The sequence below is a fragment of the Terriglobales bacterium genome (genome assembly GCA_035624455.1).
In the GTDB taxonomy this organism is placed as follows: domain Bacteria; phylum Acidobacteriota; class Terriglobia; order Terriglobales; family Acidobacteriaceae; genus DASPRM01.
Window position 1 is genome coordinate 25,701 of the sequence record DASPRM010000081.1, and the last position, 22,709, is coordinate 48,409.

Below are 22,709 nucleotides of genomic sequence, written 5' to 3' on the forward strand. Positions count from 1 at the left end.
TCCTTATTGAGGTGGAACAGTGGTAGCCGTTGTTTGGCCGGTGATCTTGCCGTACTGGAAATACAAACAATAAGTTATGTACGTAAGATCGTACCGGCTCGGAGTGTAAAGATAAATCACGGCATTGTTGACCTTGATCTGATGGGATGGAAAGCAAGTGTGGTTGTAATTCGCGTATGCGGTTGGCGATTGCGGATTGGTTGTGTCGAGCACTGTACGCATGTCCCAAGTGATAGGTGCATATGTGCTCTCAAGCGGATTCTGTGCTGCCCCACTGTACTCAACCTGCCCCTGATGTGCATAGGGAAAGCTCGTAACCAAACCCATAGAACTCGTATCAGCAAACCCTGATGCGTTCCACAGGTGACAGTCGTTCGGAATACCGTCCTCGTCCGCGGCAGACAGTGTGGACCCATTGGCGGGTGAGCCAGCACCATAGTTTCTACTTTGTCCGACCCCCTTGAAAAAACCAGAATATGTCTGGAGGTCCGGTATTATCAGAAGCGATTCCGTTGCGCGATATGTGCCGCGATAGGCATCCCCCATGTAGATTAAATCATTCGAATTTCCTTGATAGTAGCAATAACTTGGGCCGTTGATCCAATCGACTCCAATATAGTCGCTGTACGCCACATTGAACTGTGGTGGAACATTCGTGCCGGACTGCGGAGTCTTCAGGTCTGTATGGCATGGTGTACGCAAAGAATTACGAGGAACCTGCCCTTGCGCCAACGTAGTAGTCGATCCTACGCTGATTCCGTTTGACTGGGAATACTGAGCGGTGGCAATGGAAGCATCTGCCGTCCACCACGAGTTAAAGAAACCAGTCGCATCCAAGAAATCATCCGTGCATCCGTCCATACCAGTCACCGTCACGGGTGAAAAACTTAGCCCCATCCCGACTCCGATAGGATTCTGATCGAGGTAGGCGTGAACTCCAACACCGCAGCACTGCATACAGCCGTAAGAGGCATCTCCGTAGCGCTTATCGGTAACTACCTTGCCCTCAAAAACGTTCCCCATTTTGTCGTCGAGGTCCAGGAGCGTGTAGCTGCCACTCGTAATTGAAGTGGGAAAGACATTGCCCTTCGCATCGGGGGTTTGCGAGCGAATCAACTTGCCCAGATCGATGAACAATTGCTCGTCCTGTGCCAGCTTCTGCTCGAGAACATAGTCAGCATGACCCTTAGCCGTAACATAGTGAAAGATCATTCGCGCGTGCGTGTCTTTGCGGCCGCCATTGCCGACCGTGATCAGCGTGTTATGGGCGTCGTCCACTTCCCACGCACCGCCTTCCCAGTGAGCCGACATCTGGTCTGTGAATGGAGTCTGCACGCCATAGCGGCCGGTATCATCGTATGAGGCCGCAACGGCAATCACCTCATCCGGTCCGGAATTTGTCAGCATCGATACGGTGGCCCAATTGGCTTCCTTGGGCAGGTTTTTGAACTGGGAGACAACATCCAGCTTCTGCATTTCGCCGGCTTTCAGTGTGAGCACCTGTGGAGGTGTGGCTCCGTTAGAAGACGCCGAACGCCAATAGAGCCGCATCTGCACGTTGGTCGGCTTGGCCGACAAATTCCTCACGAACACATAGGGCTGAAGCTTCGTGCTAGCCGGAAACTGAAGCGCCGGGTCGGGCGTTTGCAGCCCCAGCATCGGCGCCCAAAGCATCCAGCCTTCTTTCCTACTCCATGCATGCTTGCTCATGTCGGTGTTCAAGTCGCGGTCAAATATCTTCATGATCGAAGAGAATCCGTTGGTCGGGTCGTACAGGAAATGTACGGCGTCAAAAGCACCGGGATTCGAGGGTTCGATATGAATACTGCCGAAGTCAGACGTGAAGCCGGAGGGGCGGACTGCGTCGCTCTTTGCTATCGTGCTTGGAGAATGGGCTTCTGCCGAAAAAGAAGAATTCATATCAGCGAAGGAGTTTTACACTGCGGGCCTTAGGGCTGGGTTCGACATCCCGGGTGCAGACCCTGAGCGCAGGGCTCCTACGTTAAGAGCTATTAGTCGAGCATTCGAACAGCTTAGCCTTGAGGAACAAAACCGTTCGCTTGTTGCAATGACCCGAGACCTAGTCGAACGAGGACCTAAGCGGAAGGCAATAGTCGAGGAAGCATTCAACGGTTTGAAAATCTCGTGGGATGGCGCAAACTTCGCCCCCATTGGCGTGCTAGATGCAAGTGAATATCAACTATTGCCAGCAAGCTCTGCGTTGGAGCTAGCGAAAGCAATCGGACGACTTTCAGCTGGCGACGAGTCAGGCGCGATAAGTTCAGCGAGTGGTGCAGTGGACTTGGCGACTGGCGCAGTTTACGAAAAGCATGGCCTAGGCCGGGCACGTAGGTAAAGCACACTTGGGATAGAAAAATCAGACCGATGACGGGGAGAAGGCGCAGCAACATTCGGGTCTCCCGTGGGCCCCTCATTTTACAACCTCGAAGCCAAACCTAACATTCCAAACAAGCAATTAAAACCACTACCGGACAATGAGCGTAATGGGGATGTTACGCCAACTACGGAACTCAGAACGGGATTTGCCGACGGTTCAAGTCGGTCGCATTGGCGCGAGAAAAAGTTTGCCACACTATTGCAAGTGATTGCACAACTCGCCGAGGGGTTCCAGGACAGCTCTTTCTAAATAGCTGAAGCTTTTGATCTTGCACAAGACGCCTTGGGCGGCCCGCTTGCTCTTCCGCAGCGATAGTGCCGCAAGCTAACACCAGCTGGCAACCAGAAAGGGCCAATTCACGTGCAGCCAGAGAATATCAGCAACAAAAAGTCGCAGAAGCAGTTCCCGTACACCGGGACCCTTCATTCACTCACGGGCCCGCGCCTCGGACGCGTGGTCGCGTGGCGTACTTAAGCCCTCTGTTGGATTGAGTGGGGCAATTCCACCGCTGGACCGCGCAATCAGCCCTGGCTCCCCGTAGGCACCCACGCGGTAGCGCTAGTTCTCATTCCACACGTACAGGAAGTCGCCATCGCTGGCAGTGACCACTTTGCGCCCCAGTTTGTGGGTTGCGCGGCTCAGTGCCGAGCGAACTTTTTCCTTGCTCTCCGCCAGTTCTGCCAATGGCACTCTAAGGGCGACGCCCTTGTCCACCTGATCGAGGTCGGAGAGGATACGGGTCACGATCTGTTTGTGCTTTCCGTTGCGACCCTGCGGGACATCCATCTGCTGCATGGTCTTGAAGTTCATCGCGACTTTGTTGCCGCGGGGTTTCATCGCAGTTCTCCTCGCACCAACGTGCTGCATTGCTAACGTGAAGTAATCGTATCAAAAACGTAACGAGATGTAAAACAAAAATAAAGAACCGTATAATTATCCATCCAGCCAGAATAGCCCTTAAATGTGCAAGCAAAAGGCCCTTGAAGGGCTCAGGAATAGCCGTTAAATGCGCCATCTGGCAGGCCAAAATACCGAGCTAGCAATTTCCAACAGATATGACCCGTATGAGAGTTGACCTGCTACTGTTTGCCTGGTGGGGGTGAAGTGTCATGCGACGTACCATGCGACGTACCAAGACTCATTTCGAGCAGATTCCGGTCGAGGTGGTTAAAAAGATTGCAGACATTCAAATTCCTCCAGAAAGGACAAAGGGAATGCAGCCAGAGACGAACCTCTCAACCGAAAGAACCATTCTCAGACAGGGTAAGCAGGCTCTTGCCTTGCAAGAAGAGAGTCACATGATGAAACCTCCAGCGGAACCGGAGTTCATTTATCCCGAGTGGCAAAAGCCTTACTTGGCGGCACTAATCGCAGATCCAGGGGAATTGCAGGAGAGGGTTACCGAAGCAGAGACCGCGATCTTCAATCGCCTGCAGGCCATCTCGCTGAGTCCTGATCACGAACGGGAACGGCTCGCCCTGTCCGATGCGATGCGATCGCTGCGAATCGTGAAGAAAACTAAGCTGGATTATCCCGATTGGGGAACTACCGGCTAAGCTGCCCCTGCCAGAAAGAGGCCGCGAGCTGTGCCCACCAGCCGCGAAATATGTTCGGATTTAGACAACACTGCCGAAACCCCGGCGGAATGTGCTTCTTGCTTCAGGAAGTCGTCGTCGTACTCGGTAAACATAATGATCCTGACCGTAGGCATGATCTTTTTGATGGCCCGCGTTGCCTCTAGACCATTCATGATGGGCATGGAAAGGTCGATGACAATCAAATCGGGGCGTAACTCCTGAGCTTTGGCGATTGCCTCCCTACCGTTTTTTGCCTGACCACATACATCAAAGTCCTCGTCCGCGGTGAAAAGCCGGCAGATTGCCTGGCGAATCGTCGAGTTATCATCTACTACCAGCACTGCCCTGCGCACGCCCGCTGACCTCCAGCCGCTCTCTGTCGGACCGGTCCTGGGCTAGAGATGCGGACGGCGTGGAGGGTGTTTTCTGTAAAATTCGCGGTGTGCTCTTTTGCAGATGTTCTTGTCCCGTGCCAGATCACAGTTGAGACCGAGGAGCTGAAGTTAACTGGTATTGCGCGTCAGAGGAAGACCAGGATGGGTCGCCCACCCTTTTGCCCGCATTTCGCGAAGGGTAGGACATGCAACATATCACATCCGCTGTCCGTCTCTTCGTGGCAGAATAATACGCTGCTGCATTTCTTATGAAGACTCTCAGCAACACGGGAGAAAAGGCCGAGCTCATCGCCCGGCTCGAAAAGATCGGCCCCTCGTCCGAACGCCGCTGGGGAAAAATGTCGGCTCACGAGATGATCTGCCATTTGAGCGACGGATTCCGCATGTACATGGGCGTGAAACGAGTAAGCAGCACGCCGGTTCCCTATCCAAGAGCGCTGGCGAGATGGATCGCACTCTGGGCGCCGATTCCCTGGCCTAAGGGATTCAAATCCGTTCCCGAGTTGGATCAACAGAAAGGCGGCACCCGACCGGAAGTCTTCGCTAACGATGTAAGCGAGCTAAGGAATCTGATGGATCGCTTCACCCGACAGCCACGAGACTTCCAATTCCAGCCTCATCCGCAGCTCGGCCCCATGTCGGAGAAGGCATGGATGCGCATGGCCTACCTGCATATGGATCACCACTTGCGGCAGTTCGGAGCGTAAGCGAATGCTCTTGTCGTCTGGAAGGACTACACTCCGGAAGCTGCGCGTCTTTTCCCGTACTCTGTCGTGTAACTCAGCTTGATCGTGCCGCAGGTTTGCTGCTCTTCGGAGTACACATCGCAGCTATCGAAGGGATGCGAGTAGATGTGCAGACTCACCGCGCGCTCGCCAAATTCTTTGGGGTTGTAAACCTTGTGCACAGGTTCCTTGGGATTGACGGCCACTGGGCTTGCGGCATTCATCTCCACCGCAAAAGTCCGCTCAAGCTTACATCGGCCGCCTTCCAGGTCCTGAAATAGCACGCGATAGTTCTGCACCATAAGCCGGCCGATGGGGACCGCCATCCAGCAGTTTTGCCCGCGATGGTTGTGGATCGAGCTCACCTGGCCCACCTCCCAGCAGATGGCCAGCAGTTCGTAGAGCCTCGTCTTGTCGATCAGAGTGCGGGTATAGTGCTGGCTATCCCAGCAGATGTAGGGAGTGAGCGTGTCGGGATCGACGGGGTTGTGAGCAAGGAAGGACCGCAGCTCTTCGATCTCTTGAAACGTCCTCTCGGGAAGCTGTCGCAGCTGCTTCACGAAATCCTGGATTGAACAGATCTGGTGTGCGGTTTTTGGAGTTGCCATCGATACGCTCCTTCCCAGAAGCCCAAACTCCCCAAAGTCAAAGGCCAACGACCAAAGACGAAAGACCAAAGAATAGATCAAACTGCCGCCCGATCCAAGCACTGGGACGCGCTTCCCATCTCAGGGGTTGCGTGTTGCCGCTCCCGGTAGGAAACTAGAGACCTCTCCGGCAGGACGGTTTGGCATGCGGCAAGCGACTAGGAGTGCGGACATGACCTGGACGGAATCATTCACCTGCAATATTTGTGGCAAGCGCAAGGGCGAGGTCGATCACTGGTGGCTGGCGTGGGTGGAGCAGGTGCAACCCAGCGATCACGAGACGCTCAAACCGAAGTGGCAGTTGCTGCCCTGGTCGGAACTGATGGCCCGCTCGCTTGACGTTGCGCATCTGTGCGGCGCCGGATGTGCCCTGAAAGAAGCTGAACGCTGGATGACTTCCACCGTTATCAGTTCGAGGCGGTGACCTGCTGATTCTCTATAGTGTCATCCTGAGCGAGGACGCGGTGAAGCGATCCGCGTCCGAGTCGAAGGGCCTTGCGGTTTATTGGCGAAAATTCCTTTTACCGCAGCTTTACCGAATTGCGCCACTTGGCATGGAGCCACAACAGAGCGCCCACCCCGATGGTCTCCAGGGGTCCAGGAGTCATTATCAGCGACTCCCAGGGTTGCGGCTGCCTGAGCAACACGTACACTCCCCAGAGCGCGCCCCCGATTTGCAGTGAGTTGGCGATCCATTCCTCGGTGCCGATCAGAATGCGGTGCTGCCTTCCATGGCGCCTCACCGGACGCAGACTGACCATGTTGGCGGAGTAGTCCACCACTTCGTGTTCCCAGAGATCGCCGGTACTGCGTACCTTCGACACCATTCCACTCTCCAACATACGCTTACTCCGCCCCCATCCCCAGATCACAAAGGTGGACGGCCGGAAGGACGATGCCCGCGCTATGCGATATCAGAAATTTCACTTTGTCGTCCTGGGCCTGTGCCCCACCCTAAGCCCAGCGAAGGGTGGGATCGAGCATTCGCGCTCCTACCTCCTCCCTTCCAGCCCCATCGCTTCCGCATACAGCCGGTGGAACTGGTGCACGCCTTTCTCCTGCTTCGCGCTGTAGCGTCCGCGATCGTAGCTCTGCGACCTCAGGTTGCGCTGCACGACTTCGCAGATCTGTCCATCTTCAATCTGGATTTCGTCGCTGAAACGGAAGGTCGTCTCGGGCGTGTCGGTATTGAGCGTGGGCTCGGGGAAAAACCAGATAAAAATAGCCACCGTGCGCTCCACCCCGAGCGGCAGGACAATATTTAACGACATATTGTCGGGATAACAGTTCAGCATCCAGTTGGGAAAAATCCAGTAGTATTCCGCGGCCAGCTCTGCTTCTGACTGGCGGTAGCGGCGCTCGCTGGTCGATTCATTCTCCGGTCCGCGAATAGGCGAATACTGCAGCAAGTGCCGCGCATATAGCGTTGTCACATATTGGCTGTAATCCAACTCGCGGTTCAGGCTGGGATGCACGCTGGGCAGGTGGTACCCCTCCAGATAATTGTCGATGTAGACTTTCCAGTTGCATTCCATGATGTAGTCGTGACGTTTGTAGAAGCGCATCTTGTCGAAGCCGAATTTGGCTGCCTGCTCGGGCAATTCGCGCAAATCGCGCAATAGCGGCTCGGCTTGCGGATCCAGGTTCACGAACACCAGCCCTCCCCATTCATCAACGGGAATCGGACGTAGTGCGAACTGGCGGGGATCGAAGTCGCAAACTCCTTCCATCTCCGGTGCATTCAGCAATTGGCCTTCGAGGTTGTAGGTCCAGCCGTGATATCCGCAGCGGAATACCTTTCGCGAACCGCAGCCCTCGGCCGGCGGGCCCGCGCGATGGCGGCACACGTTGTAAAACCCGCGCAGAGCGTTATCGGTTCCACGCGCGACCAGCAGCGGCTCTCCCAACAGATCGAACGTAAAGTAGTCGCCGGGTTTGGTTACCTGCTCGTGATATCCGATCACCTGCCAAGTTTTGAAAAACAGGCGCTGCTGTTCCAGCTCGAGCCAGGACGGCTCGATGTAGTAATTCGAGGGCAGAGTGAAACCCCGTTCCACCGCGGGATCGATAAGTGCATTGGAAATTCTGTTGACGCTCTGCGCCATTCCCGATAGCCTCCCGACGAACTCACGAATTATAGGCAAGCGTGCCAAACCTGAGGCGTGGGGTGCCCCAGGTCTCGCGTTTTTCGAGACTTGGGCGACGATGTCTGCCTAAATTCCCCTCAATTTCGTGAATGGAATCCACCCGCGCTCAGCTCGATGCGAAAGAACAGCCGGTTCCACAGCCGCGCCCCGGCCTGGTGCGGGGCATGTCGCTGCTCGACTCCGCGCTCTTGATCATTGGCGGAACCATTGGCAGCGCCATCTTCCTGACGCCCAGCGACGTCGCCACGGCCGTGCCTGCGCCGTTGCTCTACCTGGGGGTGTGGGCAGCCGGAGGTGTGGTCTCTCTGATGGCGGCATTCGCCTTCGGCGAGCTCGGGGCCATGTTTCCCGAGGCCGGTGGACAATACGTTTACCTGCGCGAGGCCTATGGCGACTTTGCTGCTTTTCTCTATGGTTGGATGATGTTCGTTGCCGGGTCGAGCGGCGGAGTCGCCGCCATCGCAGTCGCCTTCGCCGAATACTTCGGCCGGGTGGCGACACCTCTGGCGGCAGAAAAAGTGATCATGGCGGCGCCTGGCGTCACCGTCCACGATTGGCGCCTCGCCGGCTCAGTCTGGCATCTCACGCGCGGCGATGTAGTCGCGATTGCCGCCATTCTTCTGTTGACAGCGATCAACGTCCGCGGACTTCGCCCAGCGGTCGTGCTCCAGAACGTCGCCACCTGGATCAAATACCTGGCGCTGGCGGCATTCATCGTCTTCGGGCTGACCTTGGGCAGAGGCAGCTGGGGACACTTCAGCTCGGCGGGAATACGAGAGAGCTTCGCTCACGGCATGTATCCATTGATGACCGCGGTCGGTGTGGCCTTCATCGCGGTCTTCTGGTGCTACGAAGGCTGGGTTTACATTGCCTGGACCGCGGGGGAAGTTCGCAATCCCGAGCGCAATATCCCTCGCTCGCTGGTTCTGGGACTGGTCGCGGTCATCGTGGTTTATCTGGCGGTGAATGCAGTCTACATGTACGCACTGCCGGTTCCGGGGATCGCCCAGCAGCCCGCAGTCGCACAGGCGGCTGCCGAGGTGCTGTTTTCGCCTGCTGTCGCCTTCTGGCTCTCGGCGCTGATCGCCATCTCCTGCTTCGGCGCAACCTCCAGCAATGTGCTGGCAGGAGCGCGTGTGAGCTACGCCATGGGACGCGACGGCCTGTTCTTTAAGCACATGGGCGATGTTCATCCTCGCTTCCGGACTCCGGCATTTGCGCTGATTGCGCAGGCGATCTGGGCATCACTCATCGCGCTCAGCGGGACCTACGAGCAGCTCTTCACTTACACCGTTTTCGCGATGATCCTGTCCTATGTGGCTTGCGTGGCGGCGCTGTTCGTATTTCGCAAGCGGCGGCCGGACCTGCCGCGCCCCTATCGCTGCTTCGGCTATCCCTGGCTGCCGATCGCGTATGAAATCCTGATCGGAGGCTGGGTGGTGAACACCATCATTCATCGCCCGCGCGAGACGCTGGCAAACCTTGGCCTGCTGGCCGTCGGCGTGCCTTTCTATCTCTATTGGCACCGCCGCACCCATGCTGCGCACTAAACTGTAAGGAATGTCGATCGCTGACAATCTGTCCCAGGTTCGCGAGCGCATCGAGGCTGCCGCCCGCCGTGCCGCGCGCCAGCCCGACGAGATTGAGCTGATGGCCGTCTCCAAGACATTTCCGGCCGAAATTATTCGCGAGGCCTATCTGAACGGCCAGCGCTTGTTCGGCGAAAATCGCGTGCAGGAATTTGCCGCCAAAGCCGAGGCACTCCGCCAACTCGAGGGCGCGCGCTTTCACATGATCGGGCACTTGCAGTCCAACAAGGCAAAGCATGCGACCGAACTGTTCGACGCCGTCGATTCTGTCGACTCCCTCAAACTCGCGGAACGCCTGAATGAGGCAGCGGCCACTCAAGCCGCAGGAAGACGCTTGCCCGTGCTGATCGAGATCAACACCGGTGCGGAATCGGCCAAAAGCGGACTGCCGCCGGATTCGCCAGAACTGGAGACCCTGCTTGCGGCCGCGCCCCGGCTGGAGCATCTCGAGATTCGCGGCCTGATGACGATTCCGCCCTTCGGCGACGACGCCGAGAGCGCGCGTCCATTCTTCCGCCAATTACGCGAGCTGCGCGATCGGATTGCCGCGCGTCATCTGCCGGGCGTCGCCATGGACGTTCTCTCTATGGGAATGTCGCATGATTTCGAAGTGGCCATCGAAGAGGGCTCGACCTGCGTGCGTATCGGTACCGCGATCTTTGGGGCACGGACGAAACCATGATCCCAGTCAACGACACTGCAGCAGGCGCGACATTTTCAGTGCGCGTCCAGCCTCGCGCGAAAAAGAACGCCATCATCGGCGAACTTGGAGACTCTCTGAAGCTGGCGCTCACCGCGCCTCCCGTGAACGGCAAGGCCAATGAGGCATGCATCGCATTCCTTGCGGAATTTTTGAATGTGCCGCGCTCGTCGGTTACCATAGCCGCCGGCGAAACCAGCCGCAACAAAGTAATTCGTGTCGCAGGCCTGACAGCGGCAGAAGCGCGGCATCGTCTGGCTGCGGGTTTAGGAATCTGAGAAGGAGCATTCGGGCCGAGATCAGGGCAGTTCTCGACACGACTTTTCGTTTGCCCGATTATCATTTGCCCGATCACCCGATTCGTTCATGCTCAACCTCTACGTCACCGTCCTGGTCCTGATCGTGCTGGTGCTGCTTACCCTCAGCATCAGCCGCATTCATACGGTTAAAACCAAGGCCGACTTTCTGGTTGCCGGCCGCAGTCTTCCGGCCTACGTGCTGGTGTTCACTCTGCTGTCCTCGTGGATTGGCGCCGGCAGCCTGTTTGCCGGGGCAGAGAACGCGTTCCGCAACGGCTTCGCTTCGCTGTGGCAGCCGGGAGGCGGCTGGGCAGGGCTGCTGATCATCTACTTCGTCGCGCCTCGTGCCCGCCGCTTTGCGCAGTTCACCATCCCTGATCTGCTGGAGACGCGCTACAACACCGCCGCGCGAATCCTCGGCATTATCGCCATTCTGTTCGCCTACACCGCTATCACTTCCTACCAGTTCAAAGGCGGCGGCGACATTCTGCATCTGGCTACCGGCATCGACAACACCACCGGTATGTACATCATCGCCAGCTTCGTGATCGTGTTCACGGCCCTGGCCGGAATGTCGTCGGTCGCATACCTGGATGTGGTGATCGGCCTGCTCATCACCGTCACCTGCTTTTTAGCAGTGCCGCTGCTGCTCGACAAAACCGGCGGCTGGTCTGGGCTGCACCAGGCGCTTCCGCCCGACCGCTTCCAGGTGCTTGGTCATCTCACGCTCACCCGCGCGCTGGAATTTTTCTTCCCGACATTTCTTCTCATGCTGGGCAACCAGAGCATGTACCAGAAATTTTTCTCCGCCAAATCGGAGAAAGACGCGCGCATCGCCGTCGTCGGGTGGATCATCGGCACGCTCATATTGGAAACCCTGATCGTCGCCATCGCTGTCTTTGGCTCAGCGCTGTTCGGAACCGACCCTGAACTCACCGCCAAGCCGCGCGAGACCATTCCCTTCGTGGCGCGCCACGGCCTGCCGCCATGGATAGGCGCTTTGTTGATGGGCGCGGTTTTCGCCAAAGTGATTTCCACCGCGAATAATTACCTGTTCTCACCGGCGACAAATCTGGTGAATGACGTGTACACGCGCTTCATCAATCCACACGCGGAGCACAAGAAGATTCTGGTGGTCTCTCGGGTGTTGGTGGTGTTGTTGGGGCTGTTTGCGCTGATGCAGGGCGCTTACTGGACTTCGATTCTCGCCATGGCGCTCTACGCGTACACGATCTATTCGGCGGCAATCACTCCCGTCGTGATGAGCGCGTTCTTTTGGAAGCGCGCGACTGCTGCCGGCGCGATCGTCTCCATTGCGCTGGGAACCTTGGTGACGATTTTCTGGAATTACGGCGGCAAGAGCTTTCTCCCGCCCCAATGGGCGGAACGCGACGCCATCTTCCCGGCCCTGGTGGTTTCGGTGCCTGCCCTGGTAGTGGTCAGTCTGCTGACCGCGCCGCCTCCGCGCGAAAAGCTGGCTCCGCTGTTTCCCGAAGATTATCCGGAATCAGCTCCCCTTGCCGCAGAAGCGAAAAAGTGACGGCGATATCTACTGAGCCCCGATGAAGCCCCCTTCGCAAATTGCTGCTCACATCCGCCGCGTCTTGAAAGACGGCGGCTCAGCTCCCCACTCTGAAGAAGTCCAGTGGTTCTTCAAGGAGGAGATTGCGTCGCGCGGCTGGTACACCCAGGACCTTCGCCGAGTGGCCGCTCGCTTTCGCCGTCAGCTTATCGCGGAAGCCGGCCTCGATTACCTGGTCGCGGTGGCCGACCAGCTGTTTCAGGGAAAGATTCTCGAAGAGAAAGTTTTTGCTGTCTTCCTCCTGGAAAAATCCACCGCAAGCTTCGGCGACAAGGAATTCCGGCTCTTCGAATCCTGGCTCGGCCGCATCAGCACCTGGGCCGACCACGACGGGCTGCTGCACTACCTGATCGGGCCTCTGATCCTCGCCGATCCTAAGCGCGCGGCCCGCGTTTTCCGCTGGGCCTGGTCTTCCAACCGCTGGCACCGCCGGGCCGCGGCTGTAGCCCTGATTCGCAGCGCTCGCGAGCGAAAGCTCTTTCCCGAAATCGTCCGCCTCTCCGACTTCTTGCTCGAGGACCAGGACGACATGGTTCAAAAAGGCCTGGGCTGGCTTCTGCGCGAGACTGCAAAAGCGGACCCGCGGCGCTCCATGCCATATCTGAAGCGCATTTGTGGTCGCGCCCCGCGCCTGGTGGTCCGTACCGCCTGCGAGACCCTGCCAAAGGCTGACCGGGATCGAATCCTAAAGCGCCCGCCAATGCGCACTTCCGGCAAGCGCCAGCCCAAAATCCCGGCGTGACGCACCTCGCCCCCGCGTCGGTTAACGATCACACCCTAAAGTCCGCGATATCCGGTACAATGCGCGCCGCATCCAAAACTCTAGTAGCCCATTTCTGGAGTCGCTTATGAATACCTTCCCGATTCTGTTGGGCGCCCTTTGCGTTTACGCGCTGGCTTACCGCTACTACAGCGCCTTTATTGCCGCCAAAGCTCTGGCCCTCGATGATCGCCGCACCACTCCCGGTCACGTGTACGAAGACGGACACAACTACGTTCCTTCGCCGAAGTGGGTCTTGTTCGGACATCACTTTGCCGCGATTGCCGGTGCCGGTCCGCTGGTGGGTCCGACGCTGGCGGCGCAATTCGGCTTCGCTCCCGGCTTCCTCTGGCTGCTGATCGGCGCTGTGCTGGCTGGCTGCGTGCAGGATTTCACCGTGCTGGTGGCCTCTATCCGTCACCGCGGACGTTCTCTGGCGGACGTGGCGCGCACGGAAATCAGCCCCTTTGCGGGGACGGTCGCGATGGTCGCCGTGCTCTTCATCCTGATCGTCACCCTGGCCGGCTTGGGAATTGTGGTGGTCAACGCTCTTTCCAACTCACCATGGGGCGTCTTCACCATCGGCATGACTATTCCCATCGCCCTCATCATGGGGTTGTGGATGTTCAAGAGCCACGCGGGTGAGATCAGGGTGGTCGGCCCCAGCATCTTCGGCGTGGTGCTGTTGCTGAGCAGCGTGATCGCCGGACACTGGGTAGCACAGAGCGCAGCCGCGCACGCGCTGACCTTTTCTCCCCATCAGATTACTTTCCTGATGGCTCTGTACGGGTTCGTCGCTTCGGCCTTGCCGGTATGGCTGCTGCTCGAACCGCGCGACTATCTCTCCACCTATGTGAAGCTGGGCACGATTATCGTTCTGATTCTGGGCGTGTTCATCGTCCATCCCAATATTCACTTCCCTGCCTTCACTCAGTTTGTGCATGGCGGCGGTCCCATCATCAAGGGAAAGCTCTTCCCCTTCTTGTTTGTGACTATCGCTTGTGGCGCGATCTCCGGTTTCCACTCTCTGGTCTCCTCGGGGACCACGCCCAAGATGATTGACAAAGAAACCGACGCCCGCTTCATCGGCTATGGCGCCATGATCTGTGAGTCGATGGTTGGCGTGCTGGCGCTGATCGCCGCCACCTCGATGCATCCTGGAGACTACTTCGCCATCAATACCACGCCCGAAGTCTTCAGCAAGCTGGGCCTGGCCACCGTCAATCTCGATACCTTCTCCCGCGAGGTCGGCGAGAAACTGGCGGGACGCACCGGGGGCGCGGTCTCGCTGGCCGTCGGCATGGCCCAGATTTTCAAGGGTCTGCCCGGCATGGATCGGCTGATGGGTTACTGGTACCACTATGCCATCATGTTCGAGGCGCTGTTCATCCTCACCACCGTGGATACCGGCACGCGCGTTGCCCGCTACGTCCTGCAGGAAATCATGGGCAAAGCATACAAGCCCTTCGGCAACACCGCCTGGCTGCCCGGCAACCTCTTCACTTCTTTCTTTATTGTCCTAGCCTGGGGATATCTGATCTGGACCGGCACCATCTCCACCATCTGGCCCTTGTTCGGTACGGGGAACCAGTTGCTGGCCACCATTGCCCTGGCCGTGACCACCACTTTCCTGATCAACATGGGCAAATCGAAGTATGCCTGGATTACCTTCCTGCCCATGTGTTTTGTGGGAGTGACCACGGTGAGCGCGGGAATCTTGTCCATCAAAAATATCTTCTGGCCACTGACTCACAAGACTGGCCAGCAGATGGTGACCGGATATTTGGACTCGATTCTAATGACCATCTTCATCGCGGGAGTCATCCTGGTGGTCATGGATGCGTCGCGGCGCTGGCTGGCCACCCTCCGGGGCGCCCCGGTTCCGGAGACTGCTTTTGGACCACCAGTCACGGCCGCCGGCGAAGTCAAAATGGGCTGCTGCTGACGCGTTACCCTGCCGACCTTGTGGCCCAGGTTCGCGCCCTGCAGTTCGGCGCTAACCTGGGGCGGACCGGAACGAGCTCTGGGGCACCCTAACGAACCCTGAGGGTGCCCCGCCCTAATCGTCCTTTGTTTAGGATGGGGTAGTTCGCTTCATTGCTGCGGCAGCCCCTCCGATACAATACTGCTCATACGCCATGAACCTTGCTGCGATCCAATCTGCTCTACGAGCGCAGAACATCGACGCCTGGCTGTTTTACGACCATCACCATCGCGATCCCATCGCCTATCGCATTCTCGGTCTGCCCGAGACCCTCTTTGTGACCCGGCGATGGTTCTACGTGATTCCGGCGGAGGGCGAGCCGCGAAAACTCGTGCATCGCATCGAAGCCGGCCATCTCGATACTCTCCCTGGCGGCAAGCAGGAATATTCCGGATGGCAGGAGCTGTTCGGGGCACTTAAGACAATGTTGGCGCCCTACCACAACATTGCCATGCAGTATTCGCCCAACAACCTCATCTTCTACGTTTCCCTGGTGGACGCGGGCACTGTCGACCTCATCCGCAGCTTCGGCAACAACGTCGTCAGCTCAGGCGACCTGGTCGCAAAATTCGAAGCTACTTTGACCGAGGATCAGATCCGCAGCCACTTCCAGGCGGGTGAGGCTATCGATCGCATCGTCGCTGCCGCCTTCCGCGAGATCGGTGACCGGGTCCGCAACGGCGGCACTAATGAATTCGAAATGCAGAAGTGGTTCCTGGAAAGCTTCGAGCGCGAGGATTTGATGACCGACGACGGCCCTATCGTCGCCGTCAATGCCAATAGCGGCAATCCGCATTACGGTCCGAGCTCTGAGCAGAGCGCTCCCATCCGCAAAGCTGATTTCGTCCTGCTGGATGTCTGGGCAAAGAAGAAGACTCCCGGCGCCGTCTTTTACGACATCACCTGGACCGGCTACGTCGGCTCCGCCCCGTCCGACCGCCACCGCCAGGTGTTCGACATCGTCTCCCGCGCTCGCGACGCTGGTGTTCAACGAGTGCAGACGGCCATCGCCGCTGGAGAACCCATAGCCGGTTGGCAGGTGGATGATGCCACTCGCGCGGTTATCAACGCCGCCGGATTCGGCAAGAACTTCGTGCACCGCACCGGGCACTCCATCGCAACCGAAGTCCACGGTAACGGCGCCAACATGGATAACCTGGAAATCCACGACGAGCGCCAGATCTTGCCCAATTCCTGCTTCTCTATCGAGCCCGGCATCTACCTGCCGGAATTCGGCGTGCGCAGCGAGGTAAATGTTCTGGTGCGCGATAAATCTGCCGAGGTAACGGGTAAAATACAAAAAGAGATCGTAACTATCTAATGGCTCCTTCTGGAAAGAACCTCGGTACCACCATGGACCGGCAGAACCGCGCGGCTGCAGCCCAGCGTCCTCAGGTTACCCCTGCCAATACCACCATGGCGGTGATTGCGCCGGCCCTGGGGTGGCTGATTCCGGGCGCCGGCCATCTGGTGCAGAAGCGCTGGTGGCGCGGGCTGCTGCTCATGATCTCCATTGTCACCATGTTCGTGCTCGGTCTGCTTATGCAGGGCAAGGTGTACGGCTTTAATACTGGCGACCTGCTGGACATGCTCGGCTTCGTAGGCGATGTGGGCGCCGGCGGGCTCTACATCGTCACCCGGGCCCTGGATGGCGGACAGGGAGCTATCCATCGCGCGGTAGCTGACTATGGCACCAAATTCATCATCGTCGCTGGTCTGCTCAATATCATCGCTGCCGTCGACGCTCACCATATCGCTCTTGGGAAGAAAGCTTGATGGTCCTGGAACTCTCGCATTTCAGCGCCGCCCTCTTATTCGCGACATTCGCTTCGATCGTGTTTGGGATCACCCAGCGCGACAATGCGCGCGACATGGTGAAGTACGGACTCTATTGCTTCAGCTTGTTTGTTGGCGGAGTGATCGTCGCCGGCTGGGCCATGTGGCTGCTTCGCCGCTGACTCAAATGCAGTGGAAAATCCTGTCTTCGGCTTTTGTTGATCCCGTCCACTACGAACTTGAGGGTGCCCCACTAGCCATTCTTTTGCTAGGGTGGGATATTCAACTGATGGAAGCACGATGCCCTACCTTCTGAAGACTGAGCCTTCCGAATACTCGTTCGCCGATCTGCAACGCGACAAGGAAACCACCTGGGATGGAGTCTCGAATCCAGTTGCGCTCAGAAACCTGCGCACGATGACTCCCAATACCAAGCTCGTGATCTATCACACCGGCGACGAGCGCCGAGTCGTAGGCACAGCGTCGGTGGTTTCAGTCGATAACTCCGACGCGCGAAATCCTAAGGTGAGGATCAAGGTCGGCAAACCCGTCTCGAATTCGGTCAGCCTTAGTGAAATCAAGGCCAACAAAATTTTCTCGGACTCACCGCTGATCCGCCAGGGCCGGCTTTCGGTCGTCCCACTGACGGATGCCCAATATCGGTTCTTGACGGGAGAGTAATGAGGACAGGCAGGATTGCTTGTCCCCCACACCTAAAGCTCTTATCCCTTCGCTCTGAGAAAAATCACCGTGGCGTCATCCGCCGGCGGCACTCCTCCGGCAAATGTGCGAACGTCCCGTAGCAGGCTCTCCGGTGTCGCGTCCTGCTTGGCGACATGCTCAGCCAGCCGCTTCGTTCCGTAGTCCACATCCTGGCTGTTGGCAGCTTCGGTGATGCCATCGCTATAAAGTGCGACCACAGCTCCCGGCGGCAGAGTCAGGATGCGTTCAGAATACGAACTGCAACCTAACCCCAACGGCATCCCACTCTCTGTCTGCAGCAGTTGGACTCCAGAGTCGCTCACTAACAGAGGCGGGAGATGCCCCGCGTTAGCGAAGGTGAGCGTCCGCGTTGCGCCGTCTAGGACGCCATAGACCATGGTGACATAACGCCCGGAAGGAAAATCCTTCATCAGCACCTCATTCAGCTGCGCCAGCGATTCCCCCGGAGTGCACGGGCAGTTCTGCACGATCGAGCGCAGCATGGCGCGCGTGGCAGACATCAGCAACGCCGCCGCCGTGCCCTTGCCGGAAACGTCGGCCAGCACGAACCCCCAGCGGTCCCTGCTCAGATCGATGTAGTCGTACCAGTCGCCACCCACCGCCCCCGCCGGCACGCTCAAGGCCTCGATGGCGAATCCCGGAATCAGCGGCGATGCCTTCGGAAACAAGGCCTGCTGAATGGCGCGAGCTTCATCGGCATCACGGTTGAACCGTTCGGCAGCTTCCCGCTCGCGCTGGAAGCGGCGAGCATTTTCCACGGCTACAGCAATGTGCCCAGCCAGAGCCTTCAGCAGTTCCAGTTGCTCGGGGGAGAAGGCGTCCAATTCGTTGTGGGTCGCGCTGAAAACGCCGATCGCATTGCCATTGACCTTCAGCGGGATATCCACCTCAGAAAGCGTTGCATGCTCGCAGCCAATGTAATAAGGGTCTACCCGGACATCGGGGGCATACCGCATTTCACCCGTAGCGGCCACGTGTCCCACCATGCCCTCCACACCGATCTTGAGGCGCGATCCCTTCGTGTGCACAGTGCAGCCGCGAACACCTGCCAGAACCATCTCCTGAGCTTCATGATCATGCAGCCAAATCGACGCCTCGATGCAGCCGAACGACTGCGCCACGTCGTTTACTACCTGCGTGAGAAGCAAATCCAGATCCAGCGTCGAGTTGATGGTCTGCGCTGCCTTCTGCAAGCGCAGGAGGTCCTGAACATAGCGGTAGTCGGGATGCAAGACAGGCGTGTCGACACTAGGCCGCGGATAGGTGGCCATGGTTCCCCTCCCCATGTCCTGAGGTTGCTTTATTGATGTCTAAGGAGACGCTTTCGATTCTTAGTTTTGCCCTATTGGGGCTGGTCACGGTTTCACGGAATAGCACGGATCAGAAGGAAGTCTAGAAGGAGTAATGCACAACATCTCTGGTTGGTTTTCAATCCGTGAAAACCTGTGGAATCCGTGGCTGATTCCTGCCCTACATGATTGCTGTCGGCGGCGCAGGCTCATCCGGACTGCCGGCATTCGCCAGCGGCACCCGGATCATCACCAGGATAAGCACGACCAGCGCGGCAAGCGCCACCCAGATCGGGGACGCCCACTTGAACAGCGCCACATCCTTCCCTGCACCTACCAAACCTGCGATCACCAGCCCACACAAAGCTTCACCGGCGATCAAGCCCGACGCGGTGAGGACGCCGGCATTGTCCACCCTGGCTTTTTGGGCGTCGTTGAAGTCGCGGCGGTCGCGCAGCCGATCGGTAAGCCAACGCACCACGCCACCCAGGAAAATCGCGAAGGTAGTGCCCAGCGGCAGATACATGCCGACCGCGAAGAGCATCACGCTCTTCACCTCGATCAGGATCGCGCAAAGGCCGAGCAGAATGCCCACGACCACCAGCGGCCAGGCCATGTCACCGCCGACGATGCCCTTGGCCAACATCGACATCAAGCCTGCCTGCGGCGCGGACAAGGCAGGGCTGCCAAAATGGTATGCCTTGTCGAGCACTGCCAACGGGAAGAAAAGCACCAGCGATGCAACCACCACGCCGAGCAGGTCGCCCACTTCCATTTTTGCCGGGGTGCCTCCCAGGATGTGACCGACCTTCAGATCCTGCAGCATTTCGCCGGCAACTGCTGATGAAACGCAGATGACCGCCGCCACTCCCAGAACTGCCGCCACTCCACCTGTACCCGACACTCCGAGCGCGACCATCAAGAGGGCTGCAATTACCAGGGTGCAGAGCGTGAGTCCGGAAACTGGATTGTTGGACGAACCAATCAGTCCCACAAGGTTTCCGGAAACTGCGGCGAAGAAGAATCCCAGCACCACCATCACTGCGGCCGCGACCAGCGCTCCCACCAACACCTTCGAACTGGAAAGATTCCCGGCGCCGCTAATGAAATAGCGGTACAGAACCAGCATCGCCACAAAAACAATCGCCACACCCACGAAGATCACCTTGGCAGGGAGATCACGCTCCGTGCGATTGGTGCTGGCGTGCGCGGCGGCGGATTTCCTTAGGTCCGAGACGGCGCGGCCCATGCCGATCGCCAGTTGCTTGCGCATCTTGAAAAGGGTGTAGCTTGCGCCCACCAGCATTCCGCCCACCGCGATCGGCCGCACGATTGAGTAATAGATGGCTTGAGCCAGCAGCGGCCATGAGATCGTCTGTCCTGCTGGCAGCGATCCCTGGATGTACGGCCCTACGGTGAACGTGAGAAGCGGAACCAGCAATCCCCAGGCGAGCACGCCGCCAGCGAAGTTCAGAGACGCCAGTCGCGGACCAATGATGTATCCAACGCCAAGATAGGCTGGACTGACGTCGGGCAAGGTGAACAGCGTGGTACCGCCAGTCACCGTGGTTGCCACGTTAGGATTGGTGCTGGTGCGTAGCAGCAATCGCTTTCCCAACGCGCTGATACCGACGGGAAACGTATTGTTAGGCTGAAAGACATTGATTGCGCCCAGCAGGTACATGAATCCGCCGAAGCCCATATTGGCGAACAGAATTTTGGCGGCCTTGGCGCCCTGCTGGCCGGCCTTGTGAATCTCAGAAGCTGCCACCGATTCCGGATAAGGAAGTTCGGGATCTTCAACCATCACGCGGCGGAGGAGCGTCACCAGCAAAATTCCCAGTGTTCCGCCGATCACCATCAGTGCCACTGATTTCCAGTACTGGTCTCTGGTGAGTCCCGGCCACAGGCCCGCCATGACGAAGGCGGGAATCGTGAACACCGCGCCTGCTGCCACCGACTCGCCAATCGAACCGATGGTTCGCGCAATGTTTTCTTCCAGCAGCGAGCCTTTGAAAATGCGCAGCACCGACATCCCGATCACCGCCGCAGGGTACGTCGCGGCAATGGTCATTCCCGCTTTCAGGCCCAGATAGGCATTGGCTGCGCCTAGGATTCCGGTCATCAGCAAGCCCAGGATCACTGCCCGGAAGGTAAATTCCGGCATCTGCATGCTGGCCGGAACGTAAGACTGGAATTTAGGGGCGGGTTGCGGTGGCGCTGTTGTCCGAGTGCTCATCAGGAGTCCTTGTGTCCTTGATTAAGATGGTACCCTGCGAGGCCGCGCAAGTTTCGCACGCTGCGTGCTTCCGATACAAGTGTCGAGACGCCAACTCTGGTGATTTCCATTACTTCGGGACGTCATGCCGTTGTCCGGCGGTGCTCACCCTGGTGATTGCGACTGGCAATGCCGAATTGCTTTGTAGCCCACAGGCCAGCTATACTGAATGGCGCGATCGCCCGCGACCTCTGCCGCGACGATCGGGAGGAGGGTCGTCTTCAGCAGTACCGGAGACCTAACTCGGGTTCCAGGAGCCTCTGGCTCGCCTGAGAATTCTTTGCGTTTTGGCTTCCTGCGGGCCGCCACCGAAAGCCTTTTCAGCGTCTTATTTCCCTCCGATTGCCGCCTTTGCCAAGAACCTCTAACGCATGCCTCATGGCTCCCTGTTTGTCAGGATTGCCTGGAGTCGATTCCGCCCATTTCCGGCGTCTTATGCGCGATTTGCGGTGAGCGGTTATACACGCTGTCCCCCTCTCCGGGGACCAAGGACCAGGACCAGGTCGGCCAGCAGGTTTGTGGCGACTGCCTGATGAGCCCTCCGCCATTTGTACGCGCCACAGCCTACGGAGCCTACGAAGGCGGGTTGGGGGAGTTGATTCACTTGTTCAAATACGAACAAATGCGGCCGGCGGCTCGCGTCCTCGGGAATCTGCTCGCCGAAGCGATCGAGTGGCTGGCCCCCGAAATCGGCGAAGCCCGTCCGCTGGTGGTTCCGGTCCCATTGCACAAGACCAAGCTACGGCAACGCGGATTCAACCAGTCGGAACTCATCGCGCGTGCAGCGCTTAAGTTGAAGCCGGGGGACCTCCAACTGGAGATGCCTCCGCTGCTGCTGGTTCGCCGGCGCGCCACGGAGTCCCAGACCGGCCTCACTCGCAGCCAGCGCGGCGAGAATGTTCGCGGCGCTTTCCAGGCGCGAGAGCCTGAGCGGATTGCCGGCCGCAGCATCTTACTGGTAGACGATGTCTTTACGACCGGCACCACTATCGCGGAGTGTGCCCATGTGCTGCATCGAGCAGGCGCGGAGAGAATTTGGGTTGTTACTGTGGCTCGGGTGCTTAAGTCTGAGCCCAAACTTGAACACAAACCGGAACAGCAACGTAGACAGGTAGCAGAGGTTCGAGATTTACTGTAATCCCGGGCGCAAGCTTGATTCGTTTCAGGCATGTTTAAATTCCGGGGAAACTAACGGTACTGGCGGTATGTCGGCACAGCTTCACAATTTCGCGCGCGGCCATCTCCCGGAAATGCCGGGTGCTGGACTTCACCACCACCACAGCAACGGGCGCGGCTTTATGAACCAGCCCGTACTGGTGCTGAACGCTTCCTACGAGCCAATCAATGTTTGCGCCGCGCGGCGCGCCATCGTCCTGGTGCTCAAGGGCGTGGCCATGACCGAGGAGGAGAACGGCGCCTTCCTGCACGCGGCCCGTCTCGCCATGCGGGTTCCGTCAGTGATCCGGCTGCTGGAGTATCGCCGTATCCCGCATCAGACCCGCGCTCTCTCCCGGAAAAACATCCTGCTGCGCGACCGTAATTCCTGCCAGTATTGCGGCGTCGTCCTGGCTTCCAGCGACCTGACTCTTGATCACGTGGTTCCACGTTCCCGCGGAGGCAATTCCACCTGGGAAAATCTGGTGGCTTGCTGCCATCCCTGCAATCGCATAAAGGGAAATCAGCTGCCCGTGGAAGCCGGCATGAAGCTCACGCGCGAGCCGCGTTCTTTCAATCTCCATACCAGCCGCCACATCATGCGCCTGCTCGGCCACTCCGACGATAAGTGGCGGAAATATCTCTTTTACTAAATTTCGTCCCGCAGGAACTCTAGATGGGGTCA

23 protein-coding genes are annotated in these 22,709 nt (G+C 58.2%); 15 read left to right on the forward strand and 8 right to left on the reverse strand.

Annotation, left to right across the window (positions count from 1 at the left end; genetic code table 11):
• Window positions 1-3 precede the first annotated feature (3 nt).
• Both VEG30_09060 and VEG30_09065 read right to left on the reverse strand, forming a co-directional pair.
• On the reverse strand, window positions 4-1,743 hold the full coding sequence (locus tag VEG30_09060) for a hypothetical protein (GenBank protein HXZ80065.1): 1,740 nt from the start codon (window positions 1,741-1,743) through the stop codon (window positions 4-6).
• Window positions 1,744-2,956: 1,213 nt separating this feature from the next.
• Window positions 2,957-3,235 (reverse strand): hypothetical protein, encoded by a 279-nt coding sequence (locus VEG30_09065; protein HXZ80066.1) that lies wholly within the window; start codon window positions 3,233-3,235, stop codon window positions 2,957-2,959.
• 461 nt (window positions 3,236-3,696) lie between these two features.
• Here VEG30_09065 and VEG30_09070 point away from each other — a divergent pair, with 461 nt between their 5' ends.
• The gene (locus tag VEG30_09070; GenBank protein ID HXZ80067.1) at window positions 3,697-3,954 is read left to right on the forward strand and encodes a hypothetical protein; all 258 of its coding nucleotides are present in this window, start codon (window positions 3,697-3,699) and stop codon (window positions 3,952-3,954) included.
• Here the strand turns inward: VEG30_09070 and VEG30_09075 are convergent.
• Window positions 3,951-4,328 (reverse strand): response regulator transcription factor, encoded by a 378-nt coding sequence (locus tag VEG30_09075; GenBank protein ID HXZ80068.1) that lies wholly within the window; start codon window positions 4,326-4,328, stop codon window positions 3,951-3,953. The genes VEG30_09070 and VEG30_09075 overlap by 4 nt on opposite strands.
• Window positions 4,329-4,618: 290 nt before the next feature.
• Between VEG30_09075 and VEG30_09080 the strand changes: the two genes are divergently transcribed.
• Window positions 4,619-5,077 (forward strand): DUF1569 domain-containing protein, encoded by a 459-nt coding sequence (locus tag VEG30_09080; GenBank protein HXZ80069.1) that lies wholly within the window; start codon window positions 4,619-4,621, stop codon window positions 5,075-5,077.
• Between the two features lie 26 nt (window positions 5,078-5,103).
• On the opposite strand, the gene VEG30_09085 is transcribed toward VEG30_09080, so the two are convergent.
• Window positions 5,104-5,703 carry a cysteine dioxygenase family protein gene (locus VEG30_09085; protein ID HXZ80070.1) on the reverse strand — a complete coding sequence of 200 codons (600 nt, stop codon included), beginning with the start codon at window positions 5,701-5,703 and terminating at the stop codon, window positions 5,104-5,106.
• Between the two features lie 211 nt (window positions 5,704-5,914).
• Between VEG30_09085 and VEG30_09090 the strand changes: the two genes are divergently transcribed.
• Complete coding sequence (locus VEG30_09090; protein ID HXZ80071.1) at window positions 5,915-6,166, forward strand: hypothetical protein; 252 nt, start codon at window positions 5,915-5,917, stop codon at window positions 6,164-6,166.
• Window positions 6,167-6,263: 97 nt separating this feature from the next.
• On the opposite strand, the gene VEG30_09095 is transcribed toward VEG30_09090, so the two are convergent.
• Together VEG30_09095 and VEG30_09100 are read right to left on the reverse strand one after the other, a co-directional pair.
• Window positions 6,264-6,569: a hypothetical protein gene (locus VEG30_09095; GenBank protein HXZ80072.1), complete on the reverse strand. Its 306-nt coding sequence runs from the start codon at window positions 6,567-6,569 to the stop codon at window positions 6,264-6,266.
• A 165-nt stretch (window positions 6,570-6,734) separates the two neighbouring features.
• A complete protein-coding gene (locus tag VEG30_09100; GenBank protein ID HXZ80073.1) occupies window positions 6,735-7,847 on the reverse strand; it encodes an aromatic ring-hydroxylating dioxygenase subunit alpha in 1,113 nt (370 codons plus the stop codon).
• Window positions 7,848-7,978: 131 nt separating this feature from the next.
• On the opposite strand from VEG30_09100, the gene VEG30_09105 reads away from it, so the two are divergent.
• The 10 genes from VEG30_09105 (at window position 7,979) to VEG30_09150 (ending at window position 17,260) form a co-directional block, all read left to right on the forward strand.
• Window positions 7,979-9,439: an amino acid permease gene (locus VEG30_09105; GenBank protein ID HXZ80074.1), complete on the forward strand. Its 1,461-nt coding sequence runs from the start codon at window positions 7,979-7,981 to the stop codon at window positions 9,437-9,439.
• A gap of 10 nt (window positions 9,440-9,449) precedes the next feature.
• Complete coding sequence (locus VEG30_09110; protein HXZ80075.1) at window positions 9,450-10,160, forward strand: YggS family pyridoxal phosphate-dependent enzyme; 711 nt, start codon at window positions 9,450-9,452, stop codon at window positions 10,158-10,160.
• Entirely contained in the window at window positions 10,157-10,456 is a 300-nt protein-coding gene (locus VEG30_09115) for a DUF167 domain-containing protein (GenBank protein HXZ80076.1), read from the forward strand. Before VEG30_09110 ends, VEG30_09115 begins: the two co-directional genes overlap by 4 nt.
• Before the next feature lie 88 nt (window positions 10,457-10,544).
• Window positions 10,545-12,017: a sodium:solute symporter family protein gene (locus VEG30_09120; protein HXZ80077.1), complete on the forward strand. Its 1,473-nt coding sequence runs from the start codon at window positions 10,545-10,547 to the stop codon at window positions 12,015-12,017.
• Between the two features lie 22 nt (window positions 12,018-12,039).
• Window positions 12,040-12,801: a DNA alkylation repair protein gene (locus VEG30_09125; protein HXZ80078.1), complete on the forward strand. Its 762-nt coding sequence runs from the start codon at window positions 12,040-12,042 to the stop codon at window positions 12,799-12,801.
• 106 nt (window positions 12,802-12,907) lie between these two features.
• Complete coding sequence (locus VEG30_09130) at window positions 12,908-14,764, forward strand: carbon starvation protein A (GenBank protein HXZ80079.1); 1,857 nt, start codon at window positions 12,908-12,910, stop codon at window positions 14,762-14,764.
• Between the two features lie 193 nt (window positions 14,765-14,957).
• Window positions 14,958-16,124, forward strand: coding sequence for a M24 family metallopeptidase (locus tag VEG30_09135; protein ID HXZ80080.1), 1,167 nt, complete (start codon window positions 14,958-14,960; stop codon window positions 16,122-16,124).
• Window positions 16,124-16,579, forward strand: coding sequence for a DUF6677 family protein (locus tag VEG30_09140; GenBank protein HXZ80081.1), 456 nt, complete (start codon window positions 16,124-16,126; stop codon window positions 16,577-16,579). The genes VEG30_09135 and VEG30_09140 overlap by 1 nt, the downstream gene beginning before the upstream one ends.
• Window positions 16,579-16,761, forward strand: coding sequence for a hypothetical protein (locus VEG30_09145; protein HXZ80082.1), 183 nt, complete (start codon window positions 16,579-16,581; stop codon window positions 16,759-16,761). Before VEG30_09140 ends, VEG30_09145 begins: the two co-directional genes overlap by 1 nt.
• 118 nt (window positions 16,762-16,879) lie before the next feature.
• Window positions 16,880-17,260: an EVE domain-containing protein gene (locus VEG30_09150; protein HXZ80083.1), complete on the forward strand. Its 381-nt coding sequence runs from the start codon at window positions 16,880-16,882 to the stop codon at window positions 17,258-17,260.
• A gap of 41 nt (window positions 17,261-17,301) precedes the next feature.
• On the opposite strand, the gene VEG30_09155 is transcribed toward VEG30_09150, so the two are convergent.
• Complete coding sequence (locus tag VEG30_09155) at window positions 17,302-18,573, reverse strand: GAF domain-containing SpoIIE family protein phosphatase (GenBank protein ID HXZ80084.1); 1,272 nt, start codon at window positions 18,571-18,573, stop codon at window positions 17,302-17,304.
• 199 nt (window positions 18,574-18,772) lie between these two features.
• Window positions 18,773-20,830: an oligopeptide transporter, OPT family gene (locus tag VEG30_09160; GenBank protein HXZ80085.1), complete on the reverse strand. Its 2,058-nt coding sequence runs from the start codon at window positions 20,828-20,830 to the stop codon at window positions 18,773-18,775.
• A gap of 571 nt (window positions 20,831-21,401) precedes the next feature.
• Here VEG30_09160 and VEG30_09165 point away from each other — a divergent pair.
• Both VEG30_09165 and VEG30_09170 read left to right on the forward strand, forming a co-directional pair.
• Window positions 21,402-22,007: a ComF family protein gene (locus VEG30_09165; protein ID HXZ80086.1), complete on the forward strand. Its 606-nt coding sequence runs from the start codon at window positions 21,402-21,404 to the stop codon at window positions 22,005-22,007.
• 160 nt (window positions 22,008-22,167) lie between these two features.
• Entirely contained in the window at window positions 22,168-22,677 is a 510-nt protein-coding gene (locus VEG30_09170; GenBank protein HXZ80087.1) for an HNH endonuclease, read from the forward strand.
• Window positions 22,678-22,709: the final 32 nt, after the last annotated feature.